At 46.6% G+C, this 13,895-nt stretch carries 11 protein-coding genes and 1 pseudogene; 4 read left to right on the top strand and 8 right to left on the bottom strand.

Translation table 11 applies throughout. The annotated features are described in order from the left end of the window. Positions 1 to 112: pseudogene (locus E1919_RS28270) on the top strand (IS701 family transposase); the annotation flags it as partial. Positions 113 to 283: 171 nt separating this feature from the next. Here E1919_RS28270 and E1919_RS18670 read toward each other — a convergent pair. Further along, positions 284 to 1,819, bottom strand: a complete 1,536-nt coding sequence (locus E1919_RS18670) for a SulP family inorganic anion transporter (protein ID WP_162054932.1) — start codon at positions 1,817 to 1,819, stop codon at positions 284 to 286. Positions 1,820 to 2,609: 790 nt separating this feature from the next. Between E1919_RS18670 and E1919_RS18665 the strand changes: the two genes are divergently transcribed. Next, positions 2,610 to 2,942, top strand: a complete 333-nt coding sequence (locus E1919_RS18665; protein ID WP_162054931.1) for a hypothetical protein — start codon at positions 2,610 to 2,612, stop codon at positions 2,940 to 2,942. A 226-nt stretch (positions 2,943 to 3,168) separates the two neighbouring features. Then, on the top strand, positions 3,169 to 4,773 hold the full coding sequence (locus tag E1919_RS18660; protein WP_162054930.1) for a peptide chain release factor 3: 1,605 nt from the start codon (positions 3,169 to 3,171) through the stop codon (positions 4,771 to 4,773). 58 nt (positions 4,774 to 4,831) lie between these two features. Here E1919_RS18660 and E1919_RS18655 read toward each other — a convergent pair whose 3' ends face one another. Next, on the bottom strand, positions 4,832 to 6,832 hold the full coding sequence (locus E1919_RS18655) for a heavy metal translocating P-type ATPase (RefSeq protein WP_162054929.1): 2,001 nt from the start codon (positions 6,830 to 6,832) through the stop codon (positions 4,832 to 4,834). A 640-nt stretch (positions 6,833 to 7,472) separates the two neighbouring features. Between E1919_RS18655 and E1919_RS18650 the strand changes: the two genes are divergently transcribed. Then, positions 7,473 to 8,825, top strand: a complete 1,353-nt coding sequence (locus E1919_RS18650) for a DUF2254 domain-containing protein (protein WP_162054928.1) — start codon at positions 7,473 to 7,475, stop codon at positions 8,823 to 8,825. A 32-nt stretch (positions 8,826 to 8,857) separates the two neighbouring features. On the opposite strand, the gene E1919_RS18645 is transcribed toward E1919_RS18650, so the two are convergent. From E1919_RS18645 to E1919_RS18620, 6 genes are all read right to left on the bottom strand, one after another. Next, positions 8,858 to 9,064, bottom strand: coding sequence for a hypothetical protein (locus E1919_RS18645; protein WP_162054927.1), 207 nt, complete (start codon positions 9,062 to 9,064; stop codon positions 8,858 to 8,860). A 1,210-nt stretch (positions 9,065 to 10,274) separates the two neighbouring features. Continuing rightward, on the bottom strand, positions 10,275 to 10,946 hold the full coding sequence (locus tag E1919_RS18640) for a response regulator transcription factor (RefSeq protein WP_162054926.1): 672 nt from the start codon (positions 10,944 to 10,946) through the stop codon (positions 10,275 to 10,277). A 315-nt stretch (positions 10,947 to 11,261) separates the two neighbouring features. After that, on the bottom strand, positions 11,262 to 12,038 hold the full coding sequence (locus E1919_RS18635; RefSeq protein ID WP_162054925.1) for a sensor histidine kinase: 777 nt from the start codon (positions 12,036 to 12,038) through the stop codon (positions 11,262 to 11,264). Between the two features lie 35 nt (positions 12,039 to 12,073). Further along, positions 12,074 to 12,622 carry a PAS domain-containing protein gene (locus tag E1919_RS18630; protein WP_394351790.1) on the bottom strand — a complete coding sequence of 183 codons (549 nt, stop codon included), beginning with the start codon at positions 12,620 to 12,622 and terminating at the stop codon, positions 12,074 to 12,076. A 189-nt stretch (positions 12,623 to 12,811) separates the two neighbouring features. Continuing rightward, on the bottom strand, positions 12,812 to 13,309 hold the full coding sequence (locus E1919_RS18625; protein ID WP_162054923.1) for a PAS domain-containing protein: 498 nt from the start codon (positions 13,307 to 13,309) through the stop codon (positions 12,812 to 12,814). Next, entirely contained in the window at positions 13,266 to 13,682 is a 417-nt protein-coding gene (locus E1919_RS18620) for a hypothetical protein (RefSeq protein ID WP_162054922.1), read from the bottom strand. Before E1919_RS18620 ends, E1919_RS18625 begins: the two co-directional genes overlap by 44 nt. Positions 13,683 to 13,895: the final 213 nt, after the last annotated feature.

Below are 13,895 nucleotides of genomic sequence, written 5' to 3'. Positions count from 1 at the left end.
ACTCAAGAGTTTGGCCTATGCCTATGAACTAACAATTTACCAGCTCAAAAAAGGGCTGCTCGACCAATACATGAATCAACAACTGGTAAATCCTGCTATCTGTTATGCCTAATGTGCGAAAGTCCTATTTATGTATAAAAAAGACAGAAAGGAGGCAAGACTTCCTTTTTGACCCGTTTGATCTATAAGATATTTTGAAAAGTCCTTGATAGGTTTATTTCTATACTGTATCCTTATTCATTTTTTTGAATACAGGATCTTTCAAGAGACAATATTTCCTTCATTAGTACTTATCCGTGGCTCTTGCGAAAGTAGGTTCTAGTATGCTGACCTCTATCACTGCGTCTGCATTGATGAGTTTGCGCTGGCTGCTGTCACTCAGGTTTCGTAAGTGCAGCTTCTTTCCTTGTTTGTGGTAACGCTCCGTCAGAACGTTCACCGCCTCTATGGCCGACATGTCTGCTATTCTGCTTTCCTTGAAATCGATGATGACCTCCTCCGGATCGTTGAGCACGTCAAACTTTTCTTCAAAAGCTGTTACAGAACCAAAGAACAGCGGCCCGAACAACTCATAGTGTTTTACACCGTGCTCATCCACATACTTTCTTGCCCTGATGCGTCTGGCGCTCTCCCAGGCAAACACCAAAGCAGAGAGAACCACACCTATTAGTACGGCCAGGGCCAGGTTGTGCAGCAGCACCGTTACGGCTGCCACCAGTATACCAATCAGCACATCGGTGGTAGGCATTTTCCCGATCATCTTAAAGCTCACCCACTCGAAGGTACCAACTGCCACCATGATCATCAGGCCTGCCAAGGCCGCCATAGGAATCCTTTCTATCAGCGGTCCGGCAAACATGATAAAAATCAGCAGCGTTACTGCAGCCACAATACCTGCCAGACGGGCTCTTGCACCCGATGATACGTTAATTAGGCTTTGGCCCAACATCGCACATCCGCCCATTCCGAAGAACAGACCACTTAGTATATTACCACCGCCCTGCGCCAGGCACTCTCTGTTACCATTGCCGCGGGTTTCTGTAATCTGGTCAACAAGGTTCAGCGTCAGCAGACTTTCATTTAAACCTACACCCGCCATAATAGCGGCATAAGGGAAAATAATGTTAAGTGTTTCGAGCGTAAATGGAACGGCAGGAATATGAAAAGGAGGAAAACCACCGCTGATAGAGGCAATATCGCCTACTGTTTTGGTGTCGATGTTAAAGCCGACTACAATGGCAAATACAACGAGAATCGCTACCAAGGAAGACGGAACCGCTTTAGTAAGGCGCGGCAGGAGCACCATGATGGCGATAGTAAGCCCCACCAGACCCAGCAGAATATACAGCGGTGTACCTGTCTGCCATACTGTTTCTCCGTTCACAGTAGTTTTAAAGAGATCGAGCTGCGACATGAAAATGATAATGGCCAGACCGTTTACGAAGCCGAACATCACTGGGTGCGGCACCAGGCGAATCAGCTTTCCTAGTTTCAGTAAGCCTACCACAACCTGTATGACACCAGCCAGAACAACAGTGGCAAACACATATTCAATGCCGTGCGTTTGCGCCAGCGCAACAATCACGACAGCGACGGCCCCTGTGGCTCCGGAGATCATTCCTGGCCTGCCACCAAACAGGGCTGTCACCAAGCCCAAAACGAAGGCGGCATAAAGGCCCACCAAAGGCGGCAAACCGGCAATAAGTGAGAAGGCTACGGCTTCGGGTATGAGTGCCAGTGCAACGGTTAAACCAGCCAGAATTTCGATTTTATAATTAATCTTCGGACTATAGGTGAAAATTTTAAGATGTTCTTTCATGATTGTGAGAAGAAATAAAAAATAATTCTTTGGAGACACAGCACAAGGGAAGTAAAACACCTGAGTTATGCTGCTTGATAAGGTATCTAAGAGAGAACCACCAAGTTCTCTGCTGTTTCGCTACATCCTTTTTGGCAGCGATCGGAATAGGTATTAAAGGGATAATTTTATGCGGCCTAGAAAAGGCAGCACAAATCTGAGTTCAAGAAGATCAGATAAAGAAAAGCAGCCTATGGCGTGGGAGTGCCTGCTGCCTGTAATAGACTAAATCAGTCTGGAGTATTGCTTGTATGTTTAGCTACTGCTGTCATAGTGGCTGCAAAGGTAAAAGTATTTTTTTAAAGAAGTCAACCATAAAATAAAATATTTTTCGTTAATACCTTTTATACCCTCCATAACTAGTACTCGATACTGCACTCACTCCCTGTCACTTACCTGTAGTTCACACACCTGAATCGTAACCTATTTTGCTAAGTGCAGTTTAATGTGATTGGAAATTACTCTAACAGCTATGTTTCTTACTTTCGTACACGCTTCTCCCACTCCACCCTGAAGCAGGCACACCTCCCGGTATGCTCCTTCCTTTCTGTGCTGTTTGTTGCGATATATGCAGCCACACTTGCTAACAGATTCTTTTGCTGCATGCCTTTTTCCATCATACGACATGATAGTTCTGCGGCTTTACCTGCCGCCGGATTGCTCGATTTGTCTTAAATAACCCGTTTAGCTCGACAATAGCCTTTGCCGAACCGGTGAATGATTCCCTGATTTATCATTAAGTGAAAGACTCATGGACGAAGATAAAGGCGTTGCGTTGCTACAGCTAAAGTTTTTAGGTAAAAACAGACCTGCTATCATGGAAGAATTTATAAAACACGCCCCAAAATCCGGTTATGTTTTTGTCAGTGCCGACCGTACGTTTGCTTCCGTTGAAAAGCCACGCTTTATAACGCGTGAAATAGACAAAGAAGAATTCCTCAACTTTCTGGAGGATTATTCTCAACCTGAAGAAAAGCCAACGCAGCCGCTTTTAAATCAGGAAACGCAGTGGGTGTACTATGAAGTTTACTGGCAGCATAACCATACATCCTGGCAACTAAAAGAGGCAGTTATACGCAGCTAGCTATACGCCAACTCATGCCATACAGAGACTTCCTGTAGTGCCTTGTTCCTCCTGCTTTGTTTGCATCCTCTGTTTTTGTAATTTTATCTCTTTATGTTTTGTTACCCATAGAGTAGCATCTCTACGATGCCTTGACATGCTCATCCTTTTCCTGTACAAGCAGGAAACGAATTTTTAAATCTACTTTTTACCTGGTTTCACGCAGACCAGAGAACACATAAACCTGATGGTAACTGAAGAAATCCTTAAGAGAAGGACATTTGCGATTATTAGTCACCCCGATGCGGGCAAGACAACCCTTACTGAAAAATTGCTACTCTTTGGAGGCGCTATCAATACAGCGGGAGCTGTAAAAAGCAATAAAATAAACAAGACGGCCACCTCCGACTTCCTGGAGATAGAGAAGCAAAGGGGTATATCGGTGGCCACCTCCGTGATGGGCTTTGAGTATGCCGGCTATAAGGTGAACATTCTTGATACCCCAGGCCACCGCGACTTTGCCGAAGACACTTACCGCACCCTCTCCGCCGTTGACAGTGTGATACTGGTGGTAGACAGCGTGAAGGGCGTAGAGGAACAGACCCGCAAACTGATGCAGGTGTGCCGCATGCGCAACACACCTGTTATCATCTTCATTAATAAAATGGACCGGGAGGGCCGCGACCCTTACGAGCTGCTGGACGAACTGGAGCAGGAACTGAACATACATGTGCGGCCGCTCAGCTGGCCCATTGGTATGGGAGCTCAGTTTAAAGGAGTATACAACATCTATGACAAAGAACTCCGCCTCTTTTCGGTGAACAAAACCAAAATGGCAAAGGACGTTGTCGAGATAGAAAATATTGATGATGCACAGGTGGACCAGCTTGTAGGGCCGAAATTTGCCGTGCAGTTGCGGGAGGATGTGGAGTTTCTGGAGGGGTATTACGAGAACTTTGACCTGGACCTTTACAGAGAAGCTTACTTGGCACCGGTCTTTTTCGGAAGCGCCATCAACAACTTTGGTGTGGGTGAGTTGCTCGACACTTTTGTGAAGGTTGCCCCTTACCCACAGCCCCGCGAGGCATCGCAGCGCGAAGTACTGCCGGATGAGGATGCCTTCAGCGGCTTTATCTTTAAAATACACGCCAACCTGGACCCCAACCACCGCGACCGTATTGCTTTCTGCAGGGTATGTTCGGGCAAATTTGAGCGGAATAAGTTTTACTACCACACGCGCCTCGACAAGAAGCTTCGCTTCTCCAGCCCTACCAGTTTTATGGCCAACGAGAAAACCCTGCTGGAGGAAGCATGGCCTGGTGATGTAGTGGGCTTGTACGATACAGGTTCCTTTAAAATCGGCGATACGCTTACGGAAGGTGAGCTGCTGCATTATAAAGGCCTGCCGAGTTTTTCTCCGGAAATATTCAAGGAAGTCATCAACAGAGACCCGTTCAAGACAAAGCAGTTGGAGAAAGGCATCCGGCAACTGACAGACGAAGGAGTGGCGCAGCTTTTTGTGCAGCAGCCGGGTAGCCGTAAAATCATTGGCACGGTGGGCGAGCTGCAATTCGATGTAATTAAGTTCCGCCTGCTGCAGGAGTATGGCGCTACCGCTGATTTGCACAACCTCAACTACTACAAAGCTTGCTGGATTACCTCAGAAGACAAGGAGGCACTGGCCCGCTTTATTTCATTCAAGGGCAGCAGCATCGCCTACGACAAAGACGAAAACCCAGTATTTTTCGCCGACACCGCCTGGGTGCTGCGGTCGGTGCAGGAGTCTTACCCTGCTCTTAAATTCCACTTTACATCGGACTTTAAACTTGATGCTGCAGCAGAAGTGTATTAATTAACTGACTTTAAAAGCAAAAGCCTGTATCCCGATTAGGAGGTACAGGCTTTTGAAATTAAAACTTCATCTGCTGAATCCGTACGGCGTTCAGGATAGCGAGCAAGGCTACGCCTACATCGGCAAAAACCGCCTCCCACATAGAGGCAACACCTACAGCGCCCAGGAGCAGTACGGCTGCCTTCACGCCGAAAGCCATACCGATGTTCTGCCACACGACCTGTTTCGTCTTTTTACCTACAGAGATGGCCGTCGCAATTTTGGAGGGCTGGTCTGTTTGTATCACCACATCGGCTGTTTCAATGGCAGCGTCAGAGCCTAAACCACCCATCGCTATACCCACATCCGAAAGCGTGATGACAGGGGCATCATTAATACCGTCTCCCACAAAGGCCACTTTCTTTTGCTGTGCCTTTAGCTCTTCTACTTTCGTTACTTTATCCTGAGGCAACAGGCCGCCGTAAGCTTCGTCTAACTGAAGTTCTTTCGCTACTTTCTGCACTATACTATCTTTGTCGCCCGACAGCATCACCAGGCGCTTAATGCCCAGGCTGCGTAGTGCTTTAACAGCTGCTGCTGCATCTGACTTTATCTTATCAGCAATTATTAAGTGGCCGGCGTAGCTGCCATCTATGGCTACAAGCACTGTTGTATCTGGTATGGCATCGATGGATGCATTATAACTCACCCCAGACTGGCGCAGCAGTTTTCCGTTACCGGCAAGCACCTCACGTCCGTTTACCAACCCCTTTACGCCATGGCCAGGCACTTCCTGCACCTGCGTTACCCGCACATTGGCATTGCCTACATACGCAGTTACAGCCTGCGCCACCGGGTGTGTGGAAAGGCTTTCCACGGCGGCTACATAACTCAGAAACTCCTGCTCATCTGACCACAGCGTGCTTACTTTCTGCACTTCAAAAACACCTTCAGTCAGGGTTCCGGTTTTGTCCATTACCACAGTGTCCAGCTGCGTTACCTGGTCGAGAAAGTTAGCGCCTTTAAACAGTATACCATTGCGCGAAGCAGCTCCGATTCCTCCAAAGTAGCCCAGCGGAATAGACACCACCAGAGCGCAGGGGCAGGAGATTACCAGGAACACAAGTGCTCTGTAGAACCAATCGCCGAACACGTATGTATTTACAAAAAAGTAAGGAAGCACTGTAATGCTCAGCGCCAGGAAAAAAACAATGGGGGTATAGACTTTGGCAAAGCGGGTAATGAATTTTTGTGTTTTTGCTTTGCGGCCACTCGCTTGCTCAATCAGTTGCAGTATCTTAGACAGGGCGCTGTCCTCGTAAGCAGCCGTTACCTGCAGGGTGGCAGCTGTGTTCAGGTTAATCATACCTGCCAGTACTTTATCGCCCTGCCGCTTTGTGTCGGGCTTCGCTTCGCCGGTGAGTGCGGCAGTGTTGAAGGCAGCTGCTTCTGACTGCAGTTGCCCGTCCAGGGCCACCTTCTCCCCTGGCCGCACCAATATGGTTTCTCCCACGCTTACCTCTTTGGCAGGCACGCTGATCACTCCATTCACTGTCTGTAGGTTTACCATGTCCGGGCGGTTGTCAATAAGGTCCCGAATAGACCTTCTGGAGCGGATAACGGCTGCTTCCTGAAAGTGCTCTCCTACCACGTAGAATAGCATCACCGCCACACCCTCTGCATACTCACCTAAGTAAAAAGCGCCGAGTGTGGCCACCGTCATCAGCAGGAACTCATTAAAGAAGCTGCTTCGTACGCTCTTGATGGCGTGCCACACCACGCGCCAGCCCACCAGCACATAGGCCAACCCTAAGGTCAGGAACCTAACCAGGCCCGAAAACCAGGCGACATCCAAATAGTCCAAGGCAATACCTGTTACCAGGAGCACAAAACTGACAATAGTGGGCAGGTATGATTCTTTCGCCTCTTCCTGTGCTTCATTTACCTGGCCCGAGGCAGCACTACACGCCCCACCCGAGCAGCAGCTATCCGCCTCCGGCCCCGGTGCATCGGCTGTTCTGGGCGAAGTTATCTCCAGTGGTTTAAAATCTGTTTCTATATCTGCTTTATCGTTCTTCATAACAAATATGTCTTCCCTCTTGTCATTCTCTTTTAATTGTACGTATTCCTATCCGCTTCCGCTATAAAGGCTTGTTGACATCATGCTGCAGGGAAATCAAGTGGTGCCGAACCTACTTTCTGTCTATAACAAAGATACTCTTCCTTACAGTGTTATTGGTTACACAATTCTGAATCAAAATTGCATATTTTACCGCCTGCTTTTTACTGCATACACAAAGCGGATGCAAAAATACTGCCTTGACATACTCATAAATATTGGAAAAAATAGGAGTGCAGCACTTAATCAATTATGTCAAAAACAGGTTCTATGCCATTTTGTTGCACCGCTTCAAACACTGTCTGCTTATATAAAAAGAGCGTAAAACACTAAAATTAGTTCAGCGAGTATACCTGTTTAACCACATACTCCGGAAAAAGTAAAATAGCACTTATACCGCTTCGGTAGACCTGCCAAGTATAAAGCAAATATGAGACCCTATGCTATACAACATGAGCAGCATCTGTTTTGTAGGGAAGACGTGTACATCGTTGGCTTTGGTACGTATAGCCGAACAGTCGGAGCGCCTATCGTGGCTGGCTGGGAAAATGAGATTTACTAAAAGGGAATATACTCTCCGTAAAGAGAACATGATGCTGACATGAATAAACTAACCACTTCCTCCTACAAAAGAGAGGCAACCATTACCAGCAGCATTGCCTTTCTTCCATCTATTATATCAGCTGCCTTTCTTCTTCTTGCGGTGGGCAGCTTGTATTTCGAGTCTCTGCCTATTGCTGCTGCTATAGAGCGCCGGCTGCCTTCCCTGCTGGTGCCACAAGAGGAAAATGCACGGCTCATACTGAGCACTATTGCCAGCGGCATAATCTCCTTGACTGTATTCAGCTTTTCGATGGTGATGATTGTGCTGAGCCAAGCCTCAAGCAATCAGTCGCCCCGGGTAATACCGGGCTTAACAACGGTAAAGTACCACCAGGTGGTGCTGGGCTTCTATATTGGCACCATCATCTATACCCTACTCCTGCTGCTCAACTTTAAAACGGAGAGCGGAGGAGATGAAGATACCCCAGCCATTGCCGTTCTTCTGTCGATGGCCTTTGCTGTTACCTGCCTCGTGCTGTTCGTGTACTTTATCCATTCTATCTCAAAAGCCATACAGGTGGACAACATCATGAACAGTGTTTTCCGGAAAGCAAAAGCCGCACTGCACCATGAAAGCCGCATGGCCAACAGAATCAAAAGCACAAAAGTACACAACGTCAGGGTATTTACTCATACATTGAATAACGACGGCAACGGCTACTTAAAGCGCATACAACTGAAAGATCTACAGCAACTTGCCAGGCAACACGACCTGCAAATCGAAATAATGGTAGAAGTGGGGGCATTTACAGTGGAGGGCTCACCCCTGCTGCGCCTTTCAGCTGACCCGAAGGAGTATGGCGACCTCACACAGCAGTTGCAGGAATGCTTTGACTTAAGCGAAGAAGAGGTAGTGATGGAAGACTTTGAGCAGGGGGTAAAACAGTTGTCAGAGGTTGCTGTAAAGGCACTGAGCCCTGGCATCAACGACCCGGGCACCGCACTCAAAGCTATCGACTTCCTGACACTCCTGTTCATTTACCGGGTGCAGTGCGAAGACCGGAACTGCCTGCTGGATGAGGAAAACAACCTGCGGGTAATTGAAAATAACATCTCACTGGATGAATTGCTGCACCGTTACCTGAGCCCGATTAGAACGTACGGAAAGGGAGATCTGCAAATAAATATGCGACTGCTGAAATGCCTGTATAACCTGCTGCACCAGAGCCCCTACAATGCGCATGAGGTGGAAATAGCGAAACACGCCTCGGCAGTTGTATACGACGCAGACAAGAATATTCAGAACCTGATAGACAGAGGCAGGCTGAATGAGGCTATTAAAACCTTCAATGGTATCGCCCCGCCCAAACATCAGCTTGACCTACTTGACGTACAGGATGTGTTCTGCTAGTTGGATTCAAAATTTTATTCACTAAAGTAAGGCTAAGGCTTGTTGCCCGCGTCTGGTGCTTGTGGCCCTTCGTTCTCTTTCCCATAATTATAGAGAATAAAATCATTGTATGAGGCAGCACCAGTTTTCATGTCAGAATTGTTTTCATCTACGGCCACTCCATGTGACATGGGAGCATAACCGCCGTCGCCGGACTTGCGTTTGCTTTCGTCAACCTTAACAAAACCGGTTCTTTTCAAAGGGTGACACATCTGATTGCTGTCATGCGCCTTAAGGTTCTTACCTTCATTTACTGCATGCTTTTCTGCGCTACTGTAAATAATGCTTGTTTGGTTTATCTTTGAGGTGTTCAAAAATTTTCTTCTTTAGGTGAGGGGGTGCATCGATATTGCCAGATGCTATTTTGTGCTGCATCAAGTTACAGGAAGGGTGGCTCCGAAGAGAGTAATATGCGCTTAGCAAACCGTAAGAAGGGCCATTCTCAGCACCCGTTTAAGTTTGTCCGCTCCTTTGTCTTGTAAAAACAATGCATTTAAAAATCAAATGCGTCAGATTTATAGCGCTGATTTTAATCTCTTTATTTGTCTAAATTTACAATTTATCTCCCTTCTGGTCAAGAAAACCAGGCTTTATTAATTATTTTCGCTTTGAAGATACCATAATAACACAGCCTTCCTGCATAGCTTTTTAAGATTAATGCTATTAATGCCATTCCTTTTTTTGCAAAACCTTAAAATTGGAGCCAGAAACTCAGAAAGGTCTGTGGCTCCTGCAATGCAGGCCCGAAGAGGAGCCAAACTATATACAGCATATGGAAGGGATAAATGATATACTGACGCAACAGCCCCAGCAGCACGACCTGCTTCAGAACTTTCTCCCACAAACACTCCAGCTCCGATGGAGCAAAAGATACTCTCTCACATCAGGCAATAAACGCATTATCTTGCTAGGACAAAAACTAGCTGATGCTGGCTTTGCGTAACAGTCAATTGGTTTGGTAAAGAAACGGTCCAAAGAGATACGTATACACCCCGTATAAATCGGTAGTTTAACTGTATTAGTACCCAATACTATCAGTCAAGAAAGCTATAATAGAAGGAAGTCCGTATAGACTGGAAACGGCTGTTAGTAAGTGTACAGATGCTTTTGGTTGGTTAAGCTATCTGATGAATCACTGCCAGTATAGGAAGAAGTCCTGCAACTGGAACAGACCTAAAAAGCTAAGAATGATGTGGATGCTGATAAATGGGTGCTTAAGGCAGACCACATCTGATAGCTATTATAGAAGGGCCTTTATTCTTCAACAAATGTTGAGAGTGAAGGCCCTCTTTTTTGCACTTTTTGTACGTGATGGCTTCCTTTTTAACGCATGCCAGTAGATGTCTGGCTCAACAAAGGCTAAGATTAAGAAAGGCTCCTTCGCTAGTTCAAAGGAGAGTAAAATTGCTCTCAGGTGTCTATACTAATATAACCGTTCTGAATCGCATACTTTACCAGGTTAGCAGTGTTTTTAGCATTGGTTTTTTCAAGGATATTTTGCCGGTGTGTTTCGATGGTGCGCTTACTTGTAAACAGCTTATCAGCTATCTCTGCATTGGTGAATCCCTCAGCAATCAAACCTAATACCTCCAACTCGCGTTTGGACAGCACACTGCCGCCGCGGCTCGGCTTATCTGAATCCTCTTCTGGGACTGACGGTTTGTGAAGGAATTTAATGGCTAAATCGGCACACATAAACTTGCTGCCGTTTGCTACTAATTTGATGGCTGATTGGAGTTCGGCTTTGCCTGTATTCTTCAGAATATACCCTGCCGCACCATTCTCCATCATTTTCTGAACAAACGGTTCGCTGTTCAGCATCGAGAGCGCCAACACTTTTGTATCGGGGAAGCGCTCGGCTACCTGCTTTGTCGCTTCGTAGCCATCCATTACTGGCATGTTTATGTCCATCAGCACTACATCTGCAGGAGTGTGCTCCAGTAAATCGAGCAATTCCTTACCGTTAGATGCCTCCCCTACCACTACTGTTTCTTTATCGTCTTCCAACAAAGACCGTAGCCCCTCTCTAATTATATTATGGTCATCTGTCAGTACTACTCTTATCAACTTGTTCTCTGCCATTTTAAATTCTCCTATCGAAGCTTCTTAAAACTCCTTTTTTCTTTTACTGAAAATAGTACAGGCATAAAAACTTCTGATTACTATTTATAATCTATGCTTCTTCTGGTCCGCGCACTTACAAACTCTATACGTATACTCCGTAGTTCCTGTACAATTTTTGTACTACGATTTAAATGATTTATGGTAACAAACACTTACTGCTCCAGTACGCACTAATCCCGTTAGGTATTTCAGCCAGCAGGCACACTGCATTTGCCCTGTTGCGGCTGCGGTTTTATACAATTAAGTTGGTAAAGTAGAAAACGGCATTAGGAATCAAGAGATAGCATCACCTTTATTTTTTGAACCCGTGTTTTCTTTGCTCATAATATCCAGTTGCCCGTTCAGCAATTTAACCCGGTTCATAATGCTGTAGAGTCCAATCCCCCGCCTTAATTTATCTTCCTGTTTAAACCCGTTTCCGTTATCGCTGACGGTGATAATAAGTTTGTAATTCTTCTGCTCTACCTCAATCTCTGCTTCGGTGGCGTTGGCGTATTTGAGCACATTATTTATCAGTTCCTGTGTAATACGGTAGGTAACCAGTTCCATATTTTCCTCCAGTTGCGTGGCCACCTCGTACGTGGCCAGCGAAAACCTAAGCTCCGCCTTCGAGGATTTCTCACAAAGCTCCCCCAGCGCAGTTTTCAGGCCGAAATCCTTTAATATGGCAGGGGTTAGTTCGTAAGAGAGGCTGCGGGTACTGTCTATGGCTTCCGCTAAAAGCTGTTCTATATGCTGCTTTATTCTATGATTTTTATCCTGTGCTGGATCCTGCTCAATTTCCAGCTGGTTTACATACAGCCTGATGCCATACAGTAGTTGGCCCAAACCGTTGTGCATTGCTTCTGCTATACGTTTACGCTCTTCCTCCTCCGCCTCCAGTATGGCATTTACGACTATCTTTTGCTGCGACAGGTTTTGAGTGATGGCTTTATCTTTGTTCTTGAGGCTTTCCGTTATATCGTGCACCACAATAATACCACCTATAAGCTCCCCCTTCTGATCAAGGTTAGGGACAACTTCAGCGTCATAAAAGCCCTGGCGGTTCATAAAAGGAATGTTACGCAGTTGGGTATGTTCTCCATTCAGGGCTCTGTCAATCTTCTCGCTAGTTCAGATTGCGCTAATGTAGGAAACACTTCTCTGAATTTTCTCCCGATTACGTCCTCACTTTTAATTCCTGTAAATTGTTCAAGCATTTTGTTCCATGCGGTGTAAGCACCCTCTTTATCGAAAGCACTGATGCCATCTGTCGCGTGCTCAATAATGCTATCTTTGAGCTCTTTCTCCTGCCGGGCTACCCGTTCAGCCTCTTTTCTTGTTGCAATTTCCTGCCGCAGGTCAGTGTTTGCCTGCTCAAGGGCCAGCGCCGTCAGTTTGTGTTCATTTATATCGATAAAAGTCACAACTAAACCGTCCTCCAGCTTCACGGCCACTAACTGGTACCAGTCTGGCCGGTGATCATAGCCGTAGTATAGGGTTTCACTGAAGGTCTCACCCGTTTCTACTGCCCTGGTGCATTTGTCCAGCAAGCCGGACTCTTGGAAGCTCGGTAATACTTCGAGCAACGTCTTACTTAATAGTTGCTCCGTTGTTTGCTGCAGCATAGCCTGTGCCTGTTTGTTAGCATGCAGAAAATTAAAATCAACTGTCTTGTTGTCTTTGTCTCTTACAGACTTGATAGCTGTAATACCGCTGGTCGAACTGTTCAGGACAGTGTTTAACAGATTCTCCTTCTACTTTACATGCGTAATTTCCCGGCTTGTGTTCAGCACTGTTTTTACTCTGCCAGACGCATCGAACTCAGGAACCGAAATGGAGTATTAATGCTTGATGCCTGTCGGGGAGTTCAGGCTGGCATACCATACTTTTTGCTCTCCTGTCTCCAGCACTTGATTTATGCTAGCCATAGAGCATTTACTAAACTCTTCCGGCAATCCAAGTTCCGCATATGTTTTACCGAGCATTTGTACGGGGCTAAGCGCGATCTTCTTCTGTACGCCGCTGTTCGCGAAAACAAAGCGCAGGTCACGGTCGAAGCGGGAGATAGCGTCTGGTGTGTTCTCAACCAGTGACCGCCACTTCTCCTCACTTTCTTTCAGCGCCGCTTCTGCCTTTTTACGCTCCTCTATCTCCTTTTGCAGCCGCTGATTACTCAATTGCAGTGCAACATTATGATGCATGACCTCTGCCTCCGCCTGCTTGAGAGAGGTAACATCCTGGGAGGTACCCACCAGGCGCACGCTCTGGCCGGCCTCCGCCAAAAATCGCCCGATGTTATGGATGTAGCATGATTCCCCGCGAGGCAGCACATAATGCATTGTGAAAGAATAATTTTTCTCTATTTAGCAACGCATGGTGTACGATGCGCTCCACCCTTGCCCGGTCTGTTGGGTGTGTATGGCTGATAATCATTCTGAGGGTGAGCGCCACATCTCCCGGCCGATACCCGTGGATGTAGTACATCTCATCCGTCCACTCCATCTCATCCGTTTCAATGTCATAGCTAAAGCTTCCGATGCTGGCAATGGACAGCGTCTCCCGGAGCAGCATCTCACGACGCTGCCGCTGTTTGGCTGGCATGTTCTGCTGCTTGCTTTTATGCCTATGCCCCTCAGCCATAACACGCCTTCTCACCCTTTCTGCCAGCTCGCTGTCAGTGTCAGTTCCTTTTCCGGCTCTTGATGTACTCATTTTGAATTTTCCGTTAAAGCAGATAAGTAGAAGCAGGCCAGCCAGCGGCCACTACACGTAAAGACAAAAGCAGTGTTCAATTAATTTGCCTTAGCCTGCAATTGTATACCTTTATAAAGTTACGTGTATTGCGACCAAGCTTTTCACGATACCGGAGGAATCATACTTTAACGATCACAATTAGGTATTTACCTCTCCGTATTTCACCACCTC

The sequence above is a fragment of the Pontibacter pamirensis genome (genome assembly GCF_010015475.1).
Taxonomy (GTDB): domain Bacteria; phylum Bacteroidota; class Bacteroidia; order Cytophagales; family Hymenobacteraceae; genus Pontibacter; species Pontibacter pamirensis.
This window is presented reverse-complemented; position numbering and strand designations above follow the sequence as displayed.

What these genes read in the sequence shown, in the direction of transcription:
- E1919_RS18620 (WP_162054922.1), bottom strand. Translation starts at nt 13,682, where the DNA reads ATGAGTACATCAAGAGCCGGAAAAGGAACTGACACTGACAGCGAGCTG.
- E1919_RS18655 (WP_162054929.1), bottom strand. Translation starts at nt 6,832, where the DNA reads ATGAAGAACGATAAAGCAGATATAGAAACAGATTTTAAACCACTGGAG.
- E1919_RS18635 (WP_162054925.1), bottom strand. Translation starts at nt 12,038, where the DNA reads ATGAACCGCCAGGGCTTTTATGACGCTGAAGTTGTCCCTAACCTTGAT.
- E1919_RS18660 (WP_162054930.1), top strand. Translation starts at nt 3,169, where the DNA reads ATGGTAACTGAAGAAATCCTTAAGAGAAGGACATTTGCGATTATTAGT.
- E1919_RS18650 (WP_162054928.1), top strand. Translation starts at nt 7,473, where the DNA reads ATGAATAAACTAACCACTTCCTCCTACAAAAGAGAGGCAACCATTACC.
- E1919_RS18665 (WP_162054931.1), top strand. Translation starts at nt 2,610, where the DNA reads ATGGACGAAGATAAAGGCGTTGCGTTGCTACAGCTAAAGTTTTTAGGT.
- E1919_RS18670 (WP_162054932.1), bottom strand. Translation starts at nt 1,819, where the DNA reads ATGAAAGAACATCTTAAAATTTTCACCTATAGTCCGAAGATTAATTAT.
- E1919_RS18625 (WP_162054923.1), bottom strand. Translation starts at nt 13,309, where the DNA reads ATGCATTATGTGCTGCCTCGCGGGGAATCATGCTACATCCATAACATC.
- E1919_RS18640 (WP_162054926.1), bottom strand. Translation starts at nt 10,946, where the DNA reads ATGGCAGAGAACAAGTTGATAAGAGTAGTACTGACAGATGACCATAAT.